The sequence below is a fragment of the Streptomyces sp. NPDC005576 genome (assembly GCF_042871745.1).
Classification (GTDB): domain Bacteria; phylum Actinomycetota; class Actinomycetes; order Streptomycetales; family Streptomycetaceae; genus Streptomyces.
In genome coordinates this window covers 334394-354648 of the sequence record NZ_JBIAJC010000001.1, presented here as the reverse complement: position 1 = coordinate 354648, position 20255 = coordinate 334394, and the positions used below count along the sequence as shown (strand labels likewise).

The window sequence follows — 20255 nt, the reverse complement described above, 5'->3', positions numbered from 1 at the left end:
ATGTCCGACGACCTCTTCCGCCTGGGCGGACTGGAGTTCTCTTCCCGGCTGATCATGGGCACCGGCGGCGCCCCCAGCCTGGACGTGCTGGAGCGGGCGCTCATCGCCTCCGGCACCGAGCTGACCACCGTCGCGATGCGGAGGCTGGACCCGACCGTGCGGGGTTCGGTCCTCTCCGTGCTGGAGCGCCTCTCCATCCGGGTACTGCCCAACACGGCGGGCTGCTTCACCGCGGGTGAGGCGGTGCTGACCGCCCGGCTGGCCCGCGAGGCCCTCGGTACGGAGTGGGTCAAGCTGGAGGTGGTGGCCGACGAGCGGACCCTGCTGCCGGACCCGGTCGAGCTGCTGGACGCGGCGGAGATCCTCGTCGACGACGGGTTCACCGTGCTCCCCTACACCAACGACGACCCGGTCCTCGCGCGGAAGCTGGAGGACGTGGGCTGCGCGGCGGTCATGCCGCTCGGCTCCCCCATCGGCTCCGGTCTCGGTATCCGCAACCCGCACAACTTCGAGCTGATCGTGGAGCGGGCCGGGGTCCCGGTGATCCTGGACGCCGGGGCGGGCACCGCCTCGGACGCGGCACTGGCGATGGAACTGGGGTGCGCGGCCGTGATGCTCGCCTCGGCGGTGACCCGGGCGCAGGAGCCGGAGCTGATGGCGTCGGCGATGCGGCACGCGGTGGACGGCGGGCGTCTCGCCCGGCGGGCGGGCCGCATCCCCCGCCGCCACTTCGCCGAGGCCTCCTCCCCGGTGGCGGGACGCGCGGTCCTGGACCCGGAGCGCCCGGCGTTCTGACCCTCCGGCGCGGGGAACGCGGACCCCGGTTGTCACGGCTCGGCTGCGATACGGCCCCGGGCCCGCTCCGGGGCGCCCGGGGCGCCGGCGGCGCCTCGTAGACTCGTCCGGTGGACACCACCCTCCAGGACCCGCTGCTCGGACGGCTGCTCGACGGCCGCTACCGCGTCGAGGCACGCATCGCGGTGGGCGGGATGGCCACGGTCTACCGGGCCGTGGACATCCGGCTCGACCGGGTGCTCGCCCTCAAGGTGATGCACCCCGCGCTCGCCGCGGACGTCTCCTTCGTCGAACGCTTCATCCGTGAGGCGAAGTCGGTGGCACGCCTCGCGCACCCCAACGTGGTGTCCGTCTTCGACCAGGGCGCCGAGGGCGCCTACGTCTACCTCGCCATGGAGTACGTCGCGGGCTACACGCTCCGTGAGGTGCTGCGGGACCGCGGGGCCCTCCAGCCGCGTGCCGCGCTCGACATCCTGGAGCCGGTGCTGGCCGCGCTGGGCGCCGCGCACCGGGCCGGGTTCGTGCACCGCGACATGAAGCCGGAGAACGTCCTGATAGGGGACGACGGCTGGGTGAAGGTCGCCGACTTCGGGCTCGTCCGCGCGGTCGGCACCGCCACCGACACCACCGGCTCCCTGCTGGGCACGGTGTCCTACCTCGCCCCGGAGCAGATCGAGCACGGCACGGCGGACACCCGCTCGGACGTGTACGCCTGCGGTGTCGTGCTGTACGAGATGCTGACCGGCACCAAGCCGTACACGGGCGAGAACGCCGCGCAGATCATCTACCAGCACCTCCATCAGGACGTCCCGCCGCCGTCCGCCACCGTCCCCGGGCTCTCCCCGGCGCTGGACGCGCTGGTGGCGGCGGCCACCGCGCGCGACGCCCGGGTCCGCGCGCAGGACGCGGTGGTGCTGCTCGCCGCGACCCTCGAAGCGCGGGCCCTCCTCAGCGACGCGGAGCTGGACGCGGTACCGCCGCAGGCGCTCCCCCCGGCGAGCGCCGGTGCGGCCGACCCCTCAGGTGTCTCCGGTGTCTCCGGTGTCTCCGGTGTCTCCGGTGCGGAGGACCGTACGAGCGTGCTGCCGCGCGCGGTGGCCGAGGACCGGGGCACCACCCACCGGACCAGCCGGCTGGAGATGCCCGCCACCGCCTCCGCCTCGGTCGCGCCCGGCCGGCCCCGGCGGTCCGCACGGACGGGACGCTCCGGCGGCACCCCGCGCCGCGGGGTCTACGCCGTGATCACCGCCCTGGTGCTGGTACTGCTGGCCGGGGGCGGCGTCTGGTACATCAATTCGGGCCAGTTCACCCAGGTCCCCTCGCTCCTCGGCCAGACGCAGGAGGCCGCCGAGAAGCGGCTGGGTGACGCCGGGCTCGATGTGAAGTCCGTCGCCAAGGCCTACAGCGACACGGTCGACCGGGGCTCCGTGATCAGCACCGACCCCGCGCCCGGCGACCGGGTCCGGGGCAACGAGTCGGTGAAGCTGGTCGTCTCGCGCGGCCCGGAGATCGTGAAGGTGCCCGATGTGGCGGGTACCTCACTGACCGACGCGCGCCGGGCGCTGAAGGAGGCCGGCCTGGCACCGGGCATGGTGACCAGGGAGTTCAGCGACGACGTCGGGCGCGGCGAGGTGGTCCGTACGGACCCCGGCGCGGGCGAGGAGCGTCACCCCGACTCCGCCGTGGCGCTGGTCGTGAGCAAGGGCTCCCCGGTTGAGGTACCGGACGTCTCCGGGCTCTCCGTGGAGGACGCCACCGACGCCCTGGACGAGGAGGGGCTGAAGGCCGAGGTACGGCCGGGCCGGATCAACTCCTCCGAGGTGGCGGGCGACGTCGCCGAGCAGACGCCGGACCCCGGCGCCGAGGCGGCCGAGGGGGACACCGTCCAGCTCACCGTCTCCAAGGGCCCCCGGATGATCGAGGTACCGGACGTCACCGGCAAGGACGTGGACGAGGCGCGGGAGATCCTGGAGGACGCCGGGTTCGAGGTCGAGGTCGACCGGCCGTTCCTCTCCTTCAGCGACACCGTCGCGAGCCAGTCCGTCGACGGCGGCGGCCGGGCGGCCGAGGGATCGGCCATCACCATCAGGACCAAGGGACTGTGACCGTGCGCAATCCTGTGCGCAACCCGGTGGGCGGACACGTCCCGGTGGCCGGCGGGCTGGTGAAGACCGGCCTCGGCCACGCCGACGAACTGGCGGCCGAGGCCATCCAGATCTTCGTGGCGAACCCGCGCGGCTGGGCCACCCCGGCCCGGAAGCCCGACCAGGACGAGCTGTTCCGCAAGGAGTGCGAGGCCCGGGGCATGCCGGTGTACGTGCACGCCCCGTACCTGATCAACTTCGGCTCGCACACCGGGGCGACGGTGGAGAGGTCCGTGGATTCCCTGCGGCACTCGTTGCGCCGGGCGCGCGAGATCGGCGCGCTGGGCGTCGTCGTCCACACCGGCTCGGCGACGGGCGGCCGGCCCCGGGAGGTGGCGCTGGCGCAGGTGCGCACCCACCTGCTCCCGCTGCTGGACGAGCTGACCCACGACGACGATCCCGATCTCCTGCTGGAGTCCACCGCCGGGCAGGGGTTCTCGCTCTGTTCGCGCACCTGGGACTTCGGCCCGTACTTCGAGGCGCTGGACTCCCACCCCAAGCTGGGTGTCTGCCTGGACACCTGCCACATCTACGCGGCGGGCCACGACCTGGCCGGCCCGTCCGGGATGCGGCAGACCCTGGACCTGCTGGTGGAGACGGTCGGCGAGGGGCGGCTGAAGCTGATCCACGCCAACGATTCCAAGGACGTGGTCGGCGCCCACAAGGACCGGCACGAGAACATCGGCGCGGGCCACATCGGCGTGGAGCCGTTCCGGGAGATCTTCACCCACCCGGCGACGGCCGGGGTGCCGCTGATCATCGAGACGCCGGGCGGGAAAGAGGGGAACGCGGCGGACGTGGCGCGGCTGAAGGAGCTGCGGGACTCCGCCGGTTCCTGAACCCGGCCGCGACCGGACCCGGCGGCCCGGAGTCGGGGCCCGGAGTCCGGGGGGGTCGGAGTCCGGGGCTCAGAGTTCGGGGCCGTCCCCGGGTTTCTCCTGGTAGGAGTAGCGCTGCTCGCTCCACGGGTCGCCGATGTTGTGGTAGCCGCGCTCCTCCCAGAAGCCGCGGCGGTCGGCCGTCATGTACTCGACGCCCCGGACCCACTTCGGGCCCTTCCAGGCGTACAGGTGCGGGACGACCAGGCGCAGTGGGAAGCCGTGCTCGGCGGTGAGGAGTTCGCCGTCCTTGTGGGTGGCGAAGAGGGTGTGCTCCGAGGCGAAGTCGGCGAGCCGGAGGTTCGAGGAGAAGCCGTACTCGGCCCACACCATCACATGGGTGACGTCGTCGGCGGGCGGGGCGAGACCGAGGACGACCGAGGCGGGCACGCCACCCCATTCGGAGCCCAGCATGCTGAATTTGGTCACGCAGTGCAGATCGGCCACGACCGAGGAGAACGGGAGTTCCGAGAACTCCTCGTGGTTCCAGCAGCGCTTCCCGCCGTCGGCGGTGGCTCCGAAGACCCGGAATTCCCAGCGTTCGGGACGGAACTTGGGTACGGGACCGTAGTGGGTCACCGGCCACCCGCGTTGCAGTCGCTGGCCCGGCGGAAGCTCGGACTGCCCCGCCGCGCGGTACCCCTCGCTCTCCGGCTGACCCATGCCTCCATGGTGACAGACAGGCAGGGGTGGTGATGACCAGAGACGAGGCAATTGGGGCAACTCGTACTAAGCATGTACTTACTGGACGGCCGGGGGGCGCGGTGCGAGGATCGGCGCAACTGTCCGGTACACGGTTGGAAGGAGCCTCTGCGATGCAGGGCGACCCCGAGGTCATCGAGTTCCTGAACGAACAGCTGACTGCCGAACTGACTGCCATCAACCAGTACTTCCTCCACGCGAAGATGCAGGACAACTTCGGCTGGACGAAGCTCGCCAAGTACACCCGGGCCGAGTCGTTCGACGAGATGAAGCACGCGGAGCTCCTGACCGACCGGATCCTCTTCCTCGACGGCCTGCCGAACTACCAGCGCCTCTTCCACGTACGTGTCGGGCAGACGGTGACGGAGATGTTCCAGGCGGACCGCCAGGTGGAGGTGGAGGCGATCGACCGCCTCAAGCGCGGCATCGAGGTCATGCGGGCCAAGGGCGACATCACCTCGGCCAACATCTTCGAGTCGATCCTGGAGGACGAGGAGCACCACATCGACTACCTGGACACTCAGCTGGAGCTGGTGGAGAAGCTCGGCGAGCCCCTCTACATCGCCCAGCAGATCGAACAGCCGGAGGGCTGACGACCCCGACGACCAAGGAGCGCGGGACGCCGCACGAGTCCGGTCAGGCCGCTTCGGGGAACGCGGTGTCCAGCGGATTGGCGGCGTCCGGCAGCTCCGGCAGCCCCACGGAGGCCACCAACGAGTCCGCGCGGCGCTCCAGCAGCTCGCGGCGCGGGCACTCGCCCCGGCCCAGCAGCGCCTGGATGCGGCGGACGCAGCCCCCGCAGTCGGTGCCGGCCTTGCAGACCGAGGCGATCTGCCGGGGAGTGCACGCCCCGGCCGCCGCATGCTGCTTCACCTGCTGCTCGGTGACGCCGAAGCAGGAGCAGACGTACATGCGGTTCACCTCTCCGGGGGTGTGCGAACACCGGAACACCTCCCGATGCGGTGAGGCAACCCTTACCTTACCCATTGGAACCGGTGGGCAAAAGCCCCGGAACGCCCGTGGGGCACGGATCACATGGATCCGTGCCCCACGGGCGCGTCACGCGGTCTTCCCGGCTACTGGTCGCGGTACATCTCCGCGACGAGGAAGGCCAGATCGAGCGACTGGCTGCGGTTGAGCCGCGGGTCGCAGGCCGTCTCGTAGCGCTGGTGCAGGTCGTCCACGAGGATCTCGTGGCCGCCGCCGACGCACTCGGTCACGTCGTCACCGGTGAGTTCGACGTGGATGCCGCCGGGGTGGGTGCCCAGGCCCTTGTGCACCTCGAAGAAGCCCTTGACCTCGTCCAGGACGTCGTCGAAGCGGCGCGTCTTGTGGCCGGAGGCGGCCTCGAAGGTGTTGCCGTGCATCGGGTCGGTGACCCAGGCGACGACCGCTCCGGAGGCGGTGACCTTCTCGACCAGCTCGGGCAGCTTGTCGCGGACCTTGTCGGCGCCCATGCGGACGACGAAGGTCAGCCGGCCGGGCTCGCGCTCGGGGTCGAGGCGGTCGATGTAGCCGAGTGCCTCGTCGACGGAGGTGGTCGGGCCGAGCTTGATGCCGATCGGGTTGCGGATCTTGGAGGCGAACTCGATGTGGGCGCCGTCCATCTGGCGGGTGCGCTCACCGACCCAGACCATGTGGCCGGAGGTGTTGTAGAGCTCGCCGGTGCGCGAGTCGGTGCGGGTCAGCGCCGTCTCGTAGTCCAGCAGCAGGGCCTCGTGCGAGGAGTAGAACTCGACCGCCTTGAACTCGGCCGGGTCGGTGCCGCAGGCCTTCATGAAGTTCATGGCGTTGTCGATCTCGCGGGCCAGCGCCTCGTAGCGCTGCCCCGAGGGGGACGACCGTACGAAGTCCTGGTTCCAGGCGTGCACCTGGCGCAGGTCGGCGTAGCCGCCGGTGGTGAAGGCCCGGACGAGGTTCAGCGTGGAAGCGGACGCGTGGTACATCTGCTTCAGGCGGTCGGGGTCCGGGATGCGCGCGGCCTCGGTGAACTCGAAGCCGTTGACCGAGTCGCCGCGGTAGGTCGGCAGGGTCACGCCGTCGCGGGTCTCGGTCGGCTTGGAGCGCGGCTTGGAGTACTGCCCGGCGATGCGGCCCACCTTGACGACCGGGACGGCCGCCGCGTAGGTCAGGACGGCGCTCATCTGGAGCAGCGTCTTCAGCTTGGCCCGGATGTGGTCGGCGGACACGGCGTCGAATGCCTCGGCGCAGTCGCCGCCCTGCAGCAGGAACGCCTCGCCCTTGGCGACGGCTCCCATGCGGGCGCGCAGCTGGTCGCACTCGCCGGCGAAGACGAGCGGCGGATACGACGCGAGGTCCGCGAGTACATCGCGCAGCGCCTCGGAGTCGGGGTACTCGGGCTGCTGCGCCGCGGGAAGGTCTCGCCAGGTGTTGCCACCGGCGGCGGAGGTATTGGCGTTCACGGTCACGGCGACCACATTACGTGGTTACGCGACGCGTCCATCCGGTCGCTCAATAGTTGAGACGCTTGCTCGCGTGACAGTGCGCACCGCTAGGATCGCCCCATGTTCACGATGTTCACGCACACGACCCAGAACTGGTGGTGGCCCGCTCGCCGGCGGCCCGCTGACAGTTCGCGCTGAACATCTCGCGAAGGCCGCCCCGAGGGGCGGCCTTTTCCGCGTTCGCGGAGCCGTTCCTCCCTGTTGGAAGGAACTCCTCATGCCGCACCGCGCCGCCCCGCTCGTCCACCGCCTCCTCCAGGACGACGCCCCGCCCTTCGCCCTGCTGCGCCGCCGCACGCCCGGTCACGACCACGACACGGTGGAGGTGCTGACCGGCGAGGTCCGGAAGGTGGCACGCCTCGCCGACCTGCCGGTGGGCGAGCTTCCCTCGCTGGCCCTGGTGCCGTACCGGCAGATCGCCGAGCGGGGCTTCGACGTGACCGACGACGGGACGCCGCTCGCGGTCCTGGTCGCCGACGAGGCGTACGCGCTGCCGCTCGCCGAGGTGCTCGCGGCGCTGCCCCCGCACGAGGTGCGGGTGACGGGCGGCGCCTTCGACGTGCCGGACGAGGAGTACGCGGGGATCGTCCGCCGGGTGATCGAGGACGAGATCGGGCGCGGCGAGGGCGCGAACTTCGTGATCAGGCGCACCTTCCGGGGCGAGATCCCCGGGTACGGCCGGGCGGACGCGCTCGCGCTCTTCCGCAGACTGCTGGAGGGCGAGCGCGGGGCGTACTGGACCTTCGTGGTGCACACCGGCGGTCCCCGGGGGCGGACCCTGGTCGGGGCGAGCCCCGAGGTACACGTGCGGATGTCCGGCGGCACGGTGGTGATGAACCCCATCAGCGGGACCTACCGCTACCCGGAGGGGGGACCGACCGTCGAGAACCTGCTGGACTTCCTCGGCGACCGCAAGGAGACCGAGGAGCTCTCCATGGTCGTCGACGAGGAACTGAAGATGATGTGCACGGTCGGCGACATGGGCGGGGTGGTGGTCGGCCCCCGGCTGAAGGAGATGGCCCATCTCGCGCACACCGAGTACGAGCTGCGCGGGAAGTCGACGCTGGACGTGCGGGAGGTACTGAAGGAGACGATGTTCGCGGCGACCGTCACCGGCTCCCCGGTGCAGAACGCGTGCCGCGTGATCCAGCGGTACGAGCCCACCGGGCGCGGCTACTACAGCGGGGCGCTGGCGCTCCTGCGCCAGGACGCCGACGGCGCCCAGACGCTCGACTCGCCGATCCTGATCCGTACCGCAGACATCGCGGCCGACGGCGGCCTCGCGGTGGCGGTGGGCGCCACCCTCGTACGCCACTCGGTCCCCGACGGCGAGGTCGCGGAGACCCACGCCAAGGCGGCCGGGGTGCTGGCGGCCCTCGGGGTGCGTCCCGGCCGGCGCCGGGAGGAGCGGACCGGGCAGCCGTTGGCGACCGATCCCCGGGTGCAGTCGGCGCTGGACGACCGGCGGGGCGGGCTGGCGCCGTTCTGGCTGCGGATGCAGGAGCGGACGCACGCGATGTCGGGCCACGCGCTGGTGGTGGACGGCGAGGACACCTTCACCTCGATGCTGGCGCACCTGCTGCGCGCCTCGGGGCTCGACGTGTCGGTGCTCAGGTTCGACGCTCCCGGGCTGCGGGAGACCGTCCGGGCGCACCGGGGCCCGGTGGTGCTGGGCCCCGGGCCGGGCGACCCCGGCGATCCGTCCGACGCCAAGATGCTGCTGCTGCGCTCGGTCGCGGCGGAGCTGGTGCGCGACCACCGGGACGGGCTGCTGGGTGTGTGCCTGGGCCATGAGCTGATCGCGGCGGAGCTCGGCCTGGAGGTGGTGCGGAAGGCGGAGCCCCACCAGGGGGCGCAGACACGGATCGAGCTGTTCGGCCGGCCGGAGACCGTGGGCTTCTACAACAGCTACGCGGCGCGGTGCGACGACGCGGCCGCGAGTGAGCTGGGCGCGCACGGCATCGAGGTCAGCCGGGACGGCGCCACCGGCGAGCTGTACGCCCTGCGCGGCGACGGGTTCGCCTCGGTGCAGTTCCACCCGGAGTCGGTGCTGACGCTGCGGGGCTCGGCGATCGTCACCGAGCTGCTGGCGGGGCTGCCGGTACGCGGCTGAAAGCGCGCGGGAACCGGAACCGCGCCGCGCCCTGCCCGGGGGTTCGGCACGGTTCCGGTTCCCCCGCCGTGCTCATCCCTGCACGCTCAAACCTGCACGCTCATCCCTGCGTGCTCAAGCCTGCACGCTCATCCCTGCGTGCTCAGGCCTGCGGGGAAGCCGGCACCAGGACGTTCTCGCCGCGGCGTCCGGAGAGGTAGTCGTCCACGTTGGCGGCCGTGGCGTCGATGATCTGTCCGACGGCGTCCTCGGTGTAGTACGCCTGGTGGGAGGTGACCAGGACGTTGGGGAAGGTCAGCAGCCGGGCGAGGGTGTCGTCGTCGATGCCCTCCAGCGACTTGTCGAGGAAGAAGAGTCCGGCCTCCTCCTCGTACACGTCGAGTCCGACGCCCAGGAAGTGGCCCGAGCGGAGTTCAGTGACGAGTGCGCGGGTGTCGACCAGTCCGCCGCGGCTGGAGTTGACGAGGATCGCGTCGCGCTTCATGAGCGCCATCGCCCGCTGGTCGATGAGGTGATGGGTCGCGGGCAGCAGGGGGACGTGCAGGCTGACGAGGTCCGCCTCGGCGAAGAGCTGGTCCTTCTCGACGTACCGCATGCCCAGCTCCACGCAGGCGGGGTTCTCGGCGACGTCCCAGCCGAGCAGGTTCATGCCGAAGCCGTGGGCGATCCGGGTGAACGCCTCGCCGATCTTGCCGGTCCCGATCACGCCCGCCGTCCGGCCGTGCATGTCCCGGCCGAGGAGTCCGGCGAGCCGGAAGTCGAAGTCGCGGGTACGGGTCGCCGCGCGGATGACCTTGCGGTTCACCGCCATCGCCAGGGTCCAGGCGAACTCGGCGACGGAGTGGGGCGAGTAGTAGGAGACCCGGGCGACGCGCAGACCGAGGCGGGCGGCGACGTCCAAGTCGATGTTGTTGAAGCCGGTGGAGCGCTGGGCGATCATCCGCGTGCCGCCCGCCGCCAGGATCTCCAGGGACCGGGGGCCGAGATCGGCGTTGACGCTGGTGGAGATGATCTCGTACCCCGCGGCGATGGCCGCCGTGTCCGGGGTGAGGAACACCTCCAGGCAGCGGACCTCGTGCTTCCCGGCGAACGCCTTCTCGATCAGGGGCTTCTCGTCGGCCTGCACACCGAATGCCAGGATTTCCACGACATCTCCCGTAGGTGCTGCGGTACGGCACATGACCCGGTCACCGCGAATATACGGCTCCGGCCGGGAGCGCGCCGCTCGGCGGCCCGCCGGGGCGGAAGCCGCCCCGGCAGGCATCCCCGGCCCGGCTCAGACGTCGTCCAGGCCGCGCTCGATGGCGTAACGGACCAGCTCCACCCGGTTGTGCAGCTGGAGCTTGCCGAGGGTGTTCTGGACATGGTTCTGGACCGTGCGGTGCGAGATCACCAGGCGCTCGGCGATCTGCTTGTACGACAGTCCCTTGGCGACCAGCCGGAGCACCTCGGTCTCCCGATCGGTCAGGCGCGGCGCTTTCGGATCGTCGGGGGCCGCCGGGGCCGGGTCGGAGGCGAGCCTGCGGTACTCGCCGAGGACGAGCCCGGCCAGCCCGGGGGTGAAGACGGGGTCGCCGACCGCCGTGGAGCGGACCGCCTCGATCAGCTCCTGGGTGCTGGCCGACTTGAGCAGATAGCCGGTGGCTCCGGACTTCACCGCCTCCAGCACGTCGGCGTGCTCCCCGCTGGCGGAGAGCACCAGCACCCGCAGGCCGGGATGGTGGGCGACGAGTTCCTTGCAGACCTGGGCACCGGGCATGCCCGGCAGGTTCAGGTCGAGCACGAGGACGTCGGGCCGGACCGCCTGGGCCCGGCGGACGGCCTGCGGGCCGTCGCCCGCGGTCGCGACGACGTCGAAGCCGGCCTCGGCGAGGTCGCGGGCGACGGCGTCGCGCCACATCGGGTGGTCGTCGACCACCATGACCCTGACGACCGTGGTGTCGTTGTGCGTCCGCGGCCCCGGCGCGCCCGCCGTGTCCGGTGCGGCCGCCGTGTTCGGTGCGGCCGCCGTGTTCGGTGCGGCCGCCGTGTTCGGTGCGCCCGGCGCTGTGGGTGTACTCATCGGATCGATCCTGCCTTCCCCCGTGGGACTTTCGGAACCTTCAACTCGACCTCCGTGCCCTGCCCCGGCACGGAGATCACCTCGGCCGTGCCTCCCAGATCGCGGAGGCGTCCGCGTATGGAGAGGGCCACACCGAGCCTGCCCTCGCCCTCGGCCTGGGCCAGCCGCCCCTCCGGGATGCCCGGTCCGTCGTCCCGGACCGTGACGACCACCTCGCCGGGTTCGTCCTCGACCAGGATCCACGCGTGCGCACCCTCCCCGGCGTGCGCGCGCACGTTGTCCAGGGCGGCGCCGGTGGCGGCGGCCAGCTCCCGCGCCTCGGCGGCCGGCATCAGAACCGGGGCTCCCGGCTCCGCGAAGCTGACCTTGGAGCCGGCGTGCGGGGCGAGCAGGGTCCGCAGATCGATGTCGGGAGCGTCGGCGGGCATCTCCTCCGGGGCGACCGTGCGGACCACGGCGCCGAGCGAGGCGTCTTCGGAGACCCGGGTCGCGGGCAGCAGGCCGCTGGAGACGAGGGTGCGCAGGGCGATCTCCTGTTCTCCGGCCATCCGGCCCAGTTCGGCCGCCTCGCCGCCGAGCGCGTTGCCCCGGCGCTGGACCATGGCGAGCACCTGGAGGACGCTGTCGTGGATGTCGCGGGCGAGCCGCTCCCGCTCCCGGGTCGCGGCCTCGATCTCCAGGGCGCGGGCGAGGGTGCGCTCACTGGCCCGGGCGACCTCGACGACGTAGCCGATCGCTATCGAGGCGACCCACACCAGCAGGACGTTGTGGAAGGTGTCCCGGCTGGGCTCGCCGCGCTCGACGATGTTGGCGACGGCGACGAGCGTGGACGCGAAGGCCGCCCACCGCCAGCCGCCCTTCAGTGCGAAGGCCAGCACCGCACCGGCGGTCCAGATCGACGGCAGGGTCGACCCGTCGATGCGGTGGGCGTCGAGATCGGCGACCGGGGTGAGCAGGATGCCGGCGAGCGCCACCACCAGGTCCGCGCCGAGGAACGGCCTCGTACAGCTCGCCGCGTTGGCCACCCGGGGCAGGGTGAGCAGCGTCCACACCGTCATCACGGCGAGGAACCCGAAGGCAACCACGGGCCGTTCGAACTCCGCGCGGCCCATCACCGCCAGCGTCAGGGCGTAGAGCGTCGTCAGCACCCGGTACGCGGTGAGCGCGCGCCACATGGGCTGCTCGACCGACATCCGTACGACCCGCTCGCGTCCGGCCATCTCCCCCACCCCCGTGGTCCGCGCCCCCATCGGCCGGACCATTCTCTCCACCGTTGCCGTTGCCGTTGCCGTTGCCGTTGCCGCGGACGCCCGTTGCCCGCGGGGTGTGTCGCCCGCGGACGCCTGTCGTCCCCGGACGCCTGCCGCCCGGCAGGCGTCCGTCCCCCGGGCCACCGGCTCGCCCCACCGTCCGCCGGTGACAACCGCTACGGTGTGGGCGGTCGTTCCGTCGAACGCTGCTTCCCGTCCCTCGCCACGTGCTTCTGCTCCAGCGCGGCCTGCTTCTGTTCCTGGGCGGCCTGTTTGGCCTCGTCCGCGATCCGGCGCTTGGCGGCCGTCGCGTAGACGTCCACGTACTCCTGACCGGAGAGCCTCATGATCTCGTACATGACCTCGTCCGTCAGCGAACGCAGGATGAACCGGTCGCCCTCCATGCCCTGGTAGCGGGAGAAGTCCAGCGGCTTGCCGATCCGTATGCCCGGACGCAGCAGCTTGGGAATCTTCTGGCCGGGCGGCTGGATCTTCTCCGTGTCGATCATCGCAACCGGGATGACGGGCGCGCCGGTGGCCAGCGCCACCCGGGCGAGGCCGCCGGGCTTGCCGCGGTAGAGGCGGCCGTCCGGCGAGCGGGTGCCCTCGGGGTAGATGCCGAACAGCCCGCCGTCCTCGATCACCTTGATGCCCGCCCGGATCGCGGCCTCGCCGGCGCCCCTGGCCCCGGAGCGGTCCACGGGCAGCTGGCCCACGCCCTTGAAGAAGGCCGCGGTGAGCTTGCCCTTCACCCCGGGGGCGGTGAAGTACTCGGCCTTGGCGATGAAGATGACCTTGCGGTCCAGCACGGCCGGCAGGAAGAAGGAGTCGGAGAAGGAGAGATGGTTGCTCGCGAGGATCGCCGGGCCGGTGAGGGGGATGTTCTCCAGTCCCTCGACCCACGGCCTGAAGGCGAGCTTCAAGGATCCCCCGAGGGAGAAGTGCATCGCGCCGTAGATCAACTCGGGTGCCTCCTGTGTCCTGTGTCACCGACCCTACCCGCGCGCGGCCCGCCGCCCCCGCGCGGTGCGGGGCGCTGCCCCGGGCCGGCGGCGCGACGGCCCTGGTCGGTGTCGGCCCGGTCGCGTACGGTGAAGTCATTCTTCTCGCGGGTGCCCCGTACGCCCCCCTCGCAAGCCCCCGAACACTCCCCCGCCCGAGCCCAGCCACACGAACAGGAGTCACCGGTGCCGGTCCTCCCTGGAGCCGAGCCGTTCCGCCACGAGGGCGGAGAGGTCGGCGTCCTTCTCTGTCATGGCTTCACCGGATCGCCCCAGTCGCTGCGCCCGTGGGCCGACTACCTGGCCGCGCGCGGGTACACCGTGTCGCTGCCGCTGCTGCCGGGGCACGGAACCCGCTGGGAGGACATGGCGGTCACCGGCTGGCAGGACTGGTACGCCGAGGTGGACCGGGAGTTGCGGGTACTGCGCGAGAGGTGTGCGCGGGTCTTCGTCTTCGGCCTCTCCATGGGCGGGGCGCTGGCGCTGCGGCTCGCCGCGCGGCACGGCGACGCGGTCGCCGGTCTGGTGCTGGTCAACCCGGCGAACAAGGTGCACGGCCTGTCCGCGTACGCCCTGCCGGTCGCCCGCCACCTCGTCCGGACGACGGCGGGCCTGGCCGGCGACATCGCGCTGGAGGGCGGTCGCGAGGTGGGTTACGACCGGGTCCCGCTGCACTCCGCCCACTCGCTGCGCCGGTTCCTTCGGATCGTCGACGCCGAACTCCCGCAGGTGACGCAGCCGTTGCTGCTGCTCCACAGCTCGCAGGACCATGTGGTGCCGCCCGCCGACACGGCCCGCGTCCTCAGCAGGGTGTCCTCGCGAGACGTCGAGGAGGTGCTGCTGGAACAGAGTTACCACGTCGCGACGTTGGACCATGACGCGGAGCGGATCTTCGACGAGAGCCAACGGTTCCTCGCCCGTCTCGCATCCGGCGTCGCGGAGAAGGGGAGTACGTCCGGTGGCTGAGCAGGACGCGGATCGCACGGGCAGTGACGAGGAGCGCGAACCGCCGCAGGCGGAGGGGCAGACCGCCGCACCCGGGCTTCCCGGGAGCACGGACGAGGCGCACCCGGACGACGTGCGCCCGCTGGACGAGGACGCCGCCTGGGCGGCGATCGTCGCGGGTTACGGCGAGGAGCCGCCGGACCCGCCGGGCGCCAAGCCCTTCAAGTCCGTGGAGGATCTCGCCCTGCTCGACGAGGACCAGATCAATCAGCTGGACGACGACGCCCGGCCCGACGGCCCGGCGGACAAGGGCAACGGAAAGAGCGGGCTGGGCAGTTCGGTGACCTTCGCCCCCGGCGTGGGCGGTCCCCGCGACCATGTGCTGCCGGACGGGGCTTCCGGCGAGGGCGACGCCGATACCGAGGGGCACTTCGTGCCGCCGGAGCCACCGCCGCTCCCGGAGGCGGACGCCACGTCGAAGTTCGCCTGGCTCGGGGTCGTCGGCTCGCCGGTGCTGATGCTCCTCGCGGTGCTGCTGGGCTGGGAGATGACCTGGTGGCTGACGACCGTCTGCATCGGCGGGTTCCTCGGCGGCTGCGCGACGCTGGTGGCCCGGATGCCGCACGACGACGAGGACCTGGGCGACCCGGGGCACGGCGCCGTCGTCTGAGCCGGTGAACCGGCGGGACGGCGGATCGGCGGGCTCTCAGCCGCCGCCCCGCGCCGCGGGGACCCGGAGGGCGGCCAGCACCGGCAGATGGTCGGTGGCCGCCCGCAGGTCGGCCTCGTCGACGCCGGGCAGCCCGGCAGGCACCCCGCAGCCGAGGACCTCGATGCCGTCGGTGGCGAGGACGGCGTCGATGCGGCGCACCGGCCCGTCGGACGGGAAGGTGTGCTCCCCTCCCCACGGCCGGACCTCCCAGCCGTCCCTGAGCCGCCCTGCGAGCAGCCGGAACGCCCCGCCGGTGGGCACCTCGTTGAGGTCGCCGCCCACCACCGCGTGCTCCACGCCCATCGCCTCCACCCGCTCCAGCAGCGCCCGCGCCTGGGCGCGGCGTTCGTCGGGCCGCAGGCTCAGATGGCAGCTGACGACGCCGAGCCGGGTGCCGGCGATCCGGACCACCGCCGTGGCGAGGCCCCTGCGGTGCTCTCCGGGGGTGCGCGGCAGCAGGACGTCCTCGGTGCGTTCGACGGTGGCGCGCAGGGAGCAGAGCAGCAGGGGGCCGGCGGCGGTGGCGCCGCCGGAGAGGACGACCAGGTCGGTCGCGGCGGCGAGCCGGGCGGCGGCCTTGCGCCAGCGGAAGAACCGCGGTGCCTCCTGGACGAACACCAGGTCGGGGGCGCAGGCGCGGATGACGCGGGCGAGTGCGGCGGGGTCGTCGCGCAGGGAGCGGACGTTGTAGCCGAGGACGCGGACGACGGCCGACCCGTCGTCCTCGGTACGGGAGGAGGGCAGCGGCGTCAGAACCATGCGGGCCACCCTACGACGGACGCCCGCCGTGCCCCTGGGGGCGCGGCGGGCGTCCGTCGTGATGACCGTGGTGCGGTGATTCAGCCCTGGCGGGCCAGGTCGGCGGCGCCGACCAGGCCGGCCTTGCCGCCGAGCTGTGCGGCGAGGACCTGGGCGTGCGGACGCCACTCGCCACCGATCAGCCAGCGGCGGAACGACTTGCGGATCGGGTCGAGCACCAACTCGCCCTCGTCGGAGACTCCGCCGCCGACGATGAAGGCGGACGGGTCGAAGAGGGAGGCCAGGTCGGCCAGGCCCGCACCGGCCCAGCGGGCCAGCTCGCGGAACGAGTCGATGGCCACCGCGTCGCCCTGGCGGGCGGCCTCACTGATGTGCTTGCCCTCGATGCCCTCGACCGTGCCGTCGCCGAGCGACAGCAGGACGGCGGCGTTCTCCGGGGTCGCGTTGGCGCGCTGCTTGGCGTACCGCACGAGGGCGCGGCCGGAGGCGTACTGCTCCCAGCAGCCCTGGCTGCCGCAGCCGCAGAGCAGACCGTCGGGGACGACCCGGATGTGGCCGAATTCGGCCGCTACGCCGAAGCGTCCGCGCCGCAGCTTGTTGCCGATGATGATGCCGCCACCGAGACCGGTGCCGAGCGTGATGCAGATGACGTCGTCGTGGCCCTTGCCCGCCCCGAAGCGGTACTCGCCCCAGGCCGCGGCGTTCGCGTCGTTCTCGACGACGACGGGGAGGCCGACACGCTGTTCGACCTCGTCCTTGAGCGGCTCGTGGCGCCAGTCGATGTTGGGGGCGAAGAGCACGGTCGCGCGCTTGTCGTCGACGTAACCGGCCGCGCCGATGCCGACCGCCTCGACGGTGTGTCCCTCGCTCGCACCGGCCACGGCCGAGCAGATGGCGTCGACGATGCCCGAGGCCGTCGGCGGGGTCGGTACTTTGAACATCGAGAGGATCTGGCCCTCTTCGTCGACCACTCCAGCCGCGATCTTCGTGCCGCCGATATCGACGCCGATGGTGAGTCCCATGAATCCCTCAGTTCCGGTCGAGCCCCGCTGGGTCAACCGTACCCGAGAAGGCAGCCGGAATTTCCGGCCAGGGTTCAGTCCAGGTCGATGTGTTCGCCCGCCGGCGACCCCCCCGACGACCCGTCCCGGGGGTCGGACGGGTCGTCGGCGGCCCGTCCGGGCGTGTCGGTGGGGCGGGGAGCTCCGCCGGAGGCGCCCTCGGTGGTCCGCGTCCAGCGGCCCTCCTGGCCCTCGACGGCGGAACGGTAGGCGGCCAGCAGTTCGTTGCCGGCAGCGGCGAGGTGGTCGAAGATCTCCGGATTGCGCTCGATGACCGGTTCGACCGCCGATTTGGCCTGCTGGATGACCTGCTGCACCGCGCCCTGGGCGGCGGTGCCGAGCAGCGGCGAGGAGAACGAGCCGAGCTTGCCGGCCACGGCGTCGACCAGCTTGCGCAGCTCCTCTGCGGCGGAGGCGGGCGGCGGCCCGTAGGTGGCGCGGCGGCGGGCCTTCTCCGCCTCCAGGTCCTCGGCGCAGGCATCGGCCCACGCGTCGCCGTCGACGGGACGATCGTTGGCTTCACTCATGGCGGGCTCCTGCGAGGCGGGTGACGTACTACCGACGTTACCCGAACGGAGGTCGTCCGTTCAGGGCGTGCGCGGGCGTGCGCGTACGTGCGGGGCGGACGCGGTCGGGGCCGCCCCCTCGCCGGCCGGCCGTCCGTCAGGGCGTGCGCGGCCAGAGCGACGGGTCGGGGGTGAAGCGGACGCGCAGCACACCGTCCCGGAGGGCCGCCCCGGACACCGAGCAACGGCGGAGCGCGGAATCCAGGCGCACGCTGCGACGGAAGGGGCCGACGGCGAGGAGGATCTCGTCGCCCCGGCGGACGAGCCGCAGACCGGACTTGACCGCTCCGGGCAGCGGCAGGCACCAGACGAACCCCTCGGCGCCGTCCGATCCGTCCGATCCGCCGGGTGGGGCGGCCCGTTCCGTCCACCAGGGGTCGTCGGCGCGGCCGGCCGGGCGGTCGTCCGGGGCGGGAATGCCGAGCAGGTCCAGGTCCCCGGGTTCCCGCGGGTCGTGGCCGAGGTGCGGGGCCTCGTAGAGCGCCTCGCCGGGGACCGTGGTGCGTGCGACCGCGTCGTCCGGTGCCCGGTCCTCGTACCAGCGGGTGAGGGTCTTCTCCTGCTGGGCGGCGAGTCCGGCGAACCACGGGTCGGCGCTGTGGCGCGGCAGCACCCGGTTGGCGACCAGCAGGTCGGCGCGCAGTCCGTGCAGCGCGAAGCCGGTGCGGGCGCCGCGCAGGGCATCCTCGGCGGCGGGTCCCGGCTCGGCGACCAGCCGGAGGGTGGTGGAGCGGTCCTCGATCAGCGCCTCGACCTCGGCGAGTTCGGCGTCCTTGCGAGCAGCGGCGGCGTACAGCCACTGCGCGGGCATCGGAACGCCGGCGAGCTGGGCGAGCACCGGGCGCAGCGCGCGGGCGGCCTGCCGTTCCGGGGGCAGCAGCCGGCGCAGGTAGCGGCGGAGCTGGGCGGGGAGGGCGAGCAGGGCGATGGCCTCGGGGAGGGGCGGCAGGGCGACGACGAGGGTGTCGTATCCGGCCTGGGACCAGTCGCCGGCGGCGGCCCGGTGCAAGGTGTGGAGGAGCGCGAGTTCGGGACTGCCGGGGAGCTCGGTGAGTTCCTCGGCATCCATGCGGCCGGCGCCGAGGAGGTCGAAGACGGCGGAGGCGCGTTCCTGGAGGGCGAGGAGTTCGGCGCGGAAGTGGGCGCCGGAGTCGGTCCGCGCGTGGTCCAGGAGGTCGTCCGCGGGGACGGGCCCGGGTTCGTCCGGGAAGCCGAGGCCACCGGGCATCCGGTCGCGGGTGACCAGGAGGGTGCGGCGGCCGGTCCGGGCCGCGGCCCGTGCGGTGGCCGCCGCGACCGTGGTGGTGCCGGCGCCGCCCGGCCCGGTGACCAGGACCGTGCGCACCGGGTCAGCCCTGGGGGGAGGACTCGACGCGCTTCTTCAGACCGGCCAGCGCGCGGTCGATGATGACCTTCTCCGCCTTGCGCTTGATCATGCCGAGGAGCGGGATCTTGACGTCGACGGCGAGCCGGTAGGTGACCTCGGTGCGCTCGCCGCCGGCCAGGGGCGCCAGCGCGTAGGTGCCGTCGAGCGCGCGCAGCATCTGGGACTTCACGAGGCTCCAGCTGACCTCGTGGTCGCCGTTCCAGGTGTAGGCGAGGACGTGGTCGTCCTTGATGGCTCCGGCGTCGAGGACCAGGCGGACCTGCTCGGCGCGGCCCCGGTCGTCGGTGGCCAGCACCTCGGCCTCCTTCACCTCGCCGGTCCACTCCGGGTAGCGGGCGAAGTCGGCGATCACGCCCATCACGTCGGCCGGTGCCGCCTCGATCGTGATGCTCGAGCTGGTGTGTTCAGCCATCGCCGTGGCCCTCCATGCGCTGTGCCGGTCCGTTCTCGGCAGGAGCCTGCCGGGTGCAGGCTATCGCGTGCGGGTGGACGTCCCGCGCGGGCGTCCCTCGCGGGCCCGGACGCCCTTTCACCACTCCAGCACCCACGGCTTGCCGGTGGAGGCGAAGTGTCCGACGTTGACGCACTCGGTCGCGCCGATCCGCATCCGGCGGGCCAGGGGCTGGTGGACGTGGCCGAAGAGGGCGTACCGGGGGCGGGTGCGTCGGATCGCGTCCAGCAGGGCACGGCTGCCGCGTTCGAAGCGGCGGGCGACGGTGTCGTAGACGAGTTCCGGCACCTCGGGCGGGATGTGGGTGCAGAGGACGTCGACCTCGCCGACCGCCTCCAGCTTCGCGGCGTACTCCTCGTCGCTGACCTCGAACGGTGTGTTCATCGGGGTTCTGAGCCCACCGCCGACGAATCCGAAGACCCGTCCGCCGATCTCCACGCGCTGGCCGTCCAGCACGGTGGTGCCGGGCCCGGCGTACTCGGGCCAGAGGGTGGGGACGTCCACGTTGCCGTAGGTGGCGTACGTCGGGGTCGGCATGGCCGCGAACATCTCGGCGTACTGCTTGCGGACCGCGCCGAGGATGGCGGCGTTGCGGTCCAGGCCGGCCCAGAGCTCGCGGCCGAAGTCGCGGGCCTCTTCGTAGCGGCGGGCGGTGCGCAGCGCCACGATGCGGTCCGCGTTCTCCACACCGAACAGCTCGGGGAAGATGCCGCGCGAGTGGTCGGCGTAGTCGAGGAAGAGCACCAGGTCGCCGAGGCAGACGAGGGCGTCCGCGCCGTCGCCGGCGCGGGCCAGCGCCCCGGTGTTGCCGTGCACGTCGCTCACCACGTGAACCCGGGTACCGCGGGTCCGGCGGGAGGCCGCTCCCGGGGCTCCCGTCGCTCGCTCTCCTCCTGCACGCATGCGATCACCCTAACCACGGCCCCGCGGCCTGAACAGGGCCTCGGACCTGCGGTTACTTCCG

20 protein-coding genes are annotated in these 20255 nt (G+C 72.5%); 7 read left to right on the top strand and 13 right to left on the bottom strand.

Annotated features, from left to right (window positions below; translation table 11 throughout):
• The 3 genes from ACFYPN_RS01585 (at position 1) to ACFYPN_RS01575 (ending at position 3778) form a co-directional block, all read left to right on the top strand.
• The gene (locus tag ACFYPN_RS01585) at positions 1-795 is read left to right on the top strand and encodes a thiazole synthase (RefSeq protein WP_358758090.1); all 795 of its coding nucleotides are present in this window, start codon (positions 1-3) and stop codon (positions 793-795) included.
• Positions 796-905: 110 nt separating this feature from the next.
• Positions 906-2900 carry a Stk1 family PASTA domain-containing Ser/Thr kinase gene (gene pknB / locus ACFYPN_RS01580; protein ID WP_389296412.1) on the top strand — a complete coding sequence of 665 codons (1995 nt, stop codon included), beginning with the start codon at positions 906-908 and terminating at the stop codon, positions 2898-2900.
• A 14-nt stretch (positions 2901-2914) separates the two neighbouring features.
• Positions 2915-3778 carry a deoxyribonuclease IV gene (locus tag ACFYPN_RS01575; protein WP_358758130.1) on the top strand — a complete coding sequence of 288 codons (864 nt, stop codon included), beginning with the start codon at positions 2915-2917 and terminating at the stop codon, positions 3776-3778.
• A 69-nt stretch (positions 3779-3847) separates the two neighbouring features.
• Here ACFYPN_RS01575 and ACFYPN_RS01570 read toward each other — a convergent pair whose 3' ends face one another.
• Entirely contained in the window at positions 3848-4480 is a 633-nt protein-coding gene (locus ACFYPN_RS01570; protein WP_358758086.1) for a sulfite oxidase-like oxidoreductase, read from the bottom strand.
• A gap of 152 nt (positions 4481-4632) precedes the next feature.
• Between ACFYPN_RS01570 and bfr the strand changes: the two genes are divergently transcribed.
• Positions 4633-5112 carry a bacterioferritin gene (bfr, locus tag ACFYPN_RS01565; protein ID WP_358758084.1) on the top strand — a complete coding sequence of 160 codons (480 nt, stop codon included), beginning with the start codon at positions 4633-4635 and terminating at the stop codon, positions 5110-5112.
• A gap of 43 nt (positions 5113-5155) precedes the next feature.
• Here bfr and ACFYPN_RS01560 read toward each other — a convergent pair whose 3' ends face one another.
• Entirely contained in the window at positions 5156-5431 is a 276-nt protein-coding gene (locus ACFYPN_RS01560) for a (2Fe-2S)-binding protein (protein WP_358758082.1), read from the bottom strand.
• Positions 5432-5595: 164 nt separating this feature from the next.
• Positions 5596-6942, bottom strand: coding sequence for a class II 3-deoxy-7-phosphoheptulonate synthase (locus ACFYPN_RS01555; protein WP_358758128.1), 1347 nt, complete (start codon positions 6940-6942; stop codon positions 5596-5598).
• 259 nt (positions 6943-7201) lie between these two features.
• Here ACFYPN_RS01555 and ACFYPN_RS01550 point away from each other — a divergent pair, with 259 nt between their 5' ends.
• The gene (locus ACFYPN_RS01550) at positions 7202-9097 is read left to right on the top strand and encodes an anthranilate synthase family protein (RefSeq protein ID WP_389296411.1); all 1896 of its coding nucleotides are present in this window, start codon (positions 7202-7204) and stop codon (positions 9095-9097) included.
• A gap of 142 nt (positions 9098-9239) precedes the next feature.
• On the opposite strand, the gene ACFYPN_RS01545 is transcribed toward ACFYPN_RS01550, so the two are convergent.
• The 4 genes from ACFYPN_RS01545 to ACFYPN_RS01530 form a co-directional block, all read right to left on the bottom strand.
• Positions 9240-10244, bottom strand: coding sequence for a 2-hydroxyacid dehydrogenase (locus ACFYPN_RS01545; protein ID WP_358758079.1), 1005 nt, complete (start codon positions 10242-10244; stop codon positions 9240-9242).
• A 129-nt stretch (positions 10245-10373) separates the two neighbouring features.
• Entirely contained in the window at positions 10374-11018 is a 645-nt protein-coding gene (locus ACFYPN_RS01540) for a response regulator transcription factor (protein WP_358758126.1), read from the bottom strand.
• 137 nt (positions 11019-11155) lie between these two features.
• Entirely contained in the window at positions 11156-12379 is a 1224-nt protein-coding gene (gene macS / locus ACFYPN_RS01535; RefSeq protein WP_389296579.1) for a MacS family sensor histidine kinase, read from the bottom strand.
• Positions 12380-12585: 206 nt separating this feature from the next.
• Positions 12586-13371, bottom strand: a complete 786-nt coding sequence (locus ACFYPN_RS01530) for a lysophospholipid acyltransferase family protein (RefSeq protein ID WP_389296410.1) — start codon at positions 13369-13371, stop codon at positions 12586-12588.
• A gap of 225 nt (positions 13372-13596) precedes the next feature.
• Between ACFYPN_RS01530 and ACFYPN_RS01525 the strand changes: the two genes are divergently transcribed.
• Entirely contained in the window at positions 13597-14376 is a 780-nt protein-coding gene (locus ACFYPN_RS01525) for an alpha/beta fold hydrolase (protein ID WP_358758077.1), read from the top strand.
• Entirely contained in the window at positions 14369-15025 is a 657-nt protein-coding gene (locus tag ACFYPN_RS01520; protein WP_389296409.1) for a hypothetical protein, read from the top strand. The genes ACFYPN_RS01525 and ACFYPN_RS01520 overlap by 8 nt, the downstream gene beginning before the upstream one ends.
• A 36-nt stretch (positions 15026-15061) precedes the next feature.
• Here ACFYPN_RS01520 and ACFYPN_RS01515 read toward each other — a convergent pair whose 3' ends face one another.
• The 6 genes from ACFYPN_RS01515 to ACFYPN_RS01490 all read right to left on the bottom strand — a co-directional run bounded on the left by ACFYPN_RS01515 (position 15062) and on the right by ACFYPN_RS01490 (position 20194).
• Positions 15062-15826 carry an endonuclease/exonuclease/phosphatase family protein gene (locus ACFYPN_RS01515; RefSeq protein ID WP_389296408.1) on the bottom strand — a complete coding sequence of 255 codons (765 nt, stop codon included), beginning with the start codon at positions 15824-15826 and terminating at the stop codon, positions 15062-15064.
• A gap of 80 nt (positions 15827-15906) precedes the next feature.
• Positions 15907-16848, bottom strand: a complete 942-nt coding sequence (locus ACFYPN_RS01510; protein ID WP_275494622.1) for an ROK family glucokinase — start codon at positions 16846-16848, stop codon at positions 15907-15909.
• A gap of 74 nt (positions 16849-16922) precedes the next feature.
• Positions 16923-17414, bottom strand: coding sequence for a DUF5304 domain-containing protein (locus ACFYPN_RS01505; RefSeq protein ID WP_389296407.1), 492 nt, complete (start codon positions 17412-17414; stop codon positions 16923-16925).
• A 136-nt stretch (positions 17415-17550) separates the two neighbouring features.
• The gene (locus ACFYPN_RS01500) at positions 17551-18798 is read right to left on the bottom strand and encodes an ArsA-related P-loop ATPase (protein ID WP_389296406.1); all 1248 of its coding nucleotides are present in this window, start codon (positions 18796-18798) and stop codon (positions 17551-17553) included.
• A gap of 4 nt (positions 18799-18802) precedes the next feature.
• Entirely contained in the window at positions 18803-19252 is a 450-nt protein-coding gene (locus ACFYPN_RS01495) for an SRPBCC family protein (RefSeq protein WP_358758068.1), read from the bottom strand.
• 117 nt (positions 19253-19369) lie between these two features.
• On the bottom strand, positions 19370-20194 hold the full coding sequence (locus ACFYPN_RS01490; protein ID WP_358758066.1) for a metallophosphoesterase: 825 nt from the start codon (positions 20192-20194) through the stop codon (positions 19370-19372).
• Positions 20195-20255 lie beyond the last annotated feature (61 nt).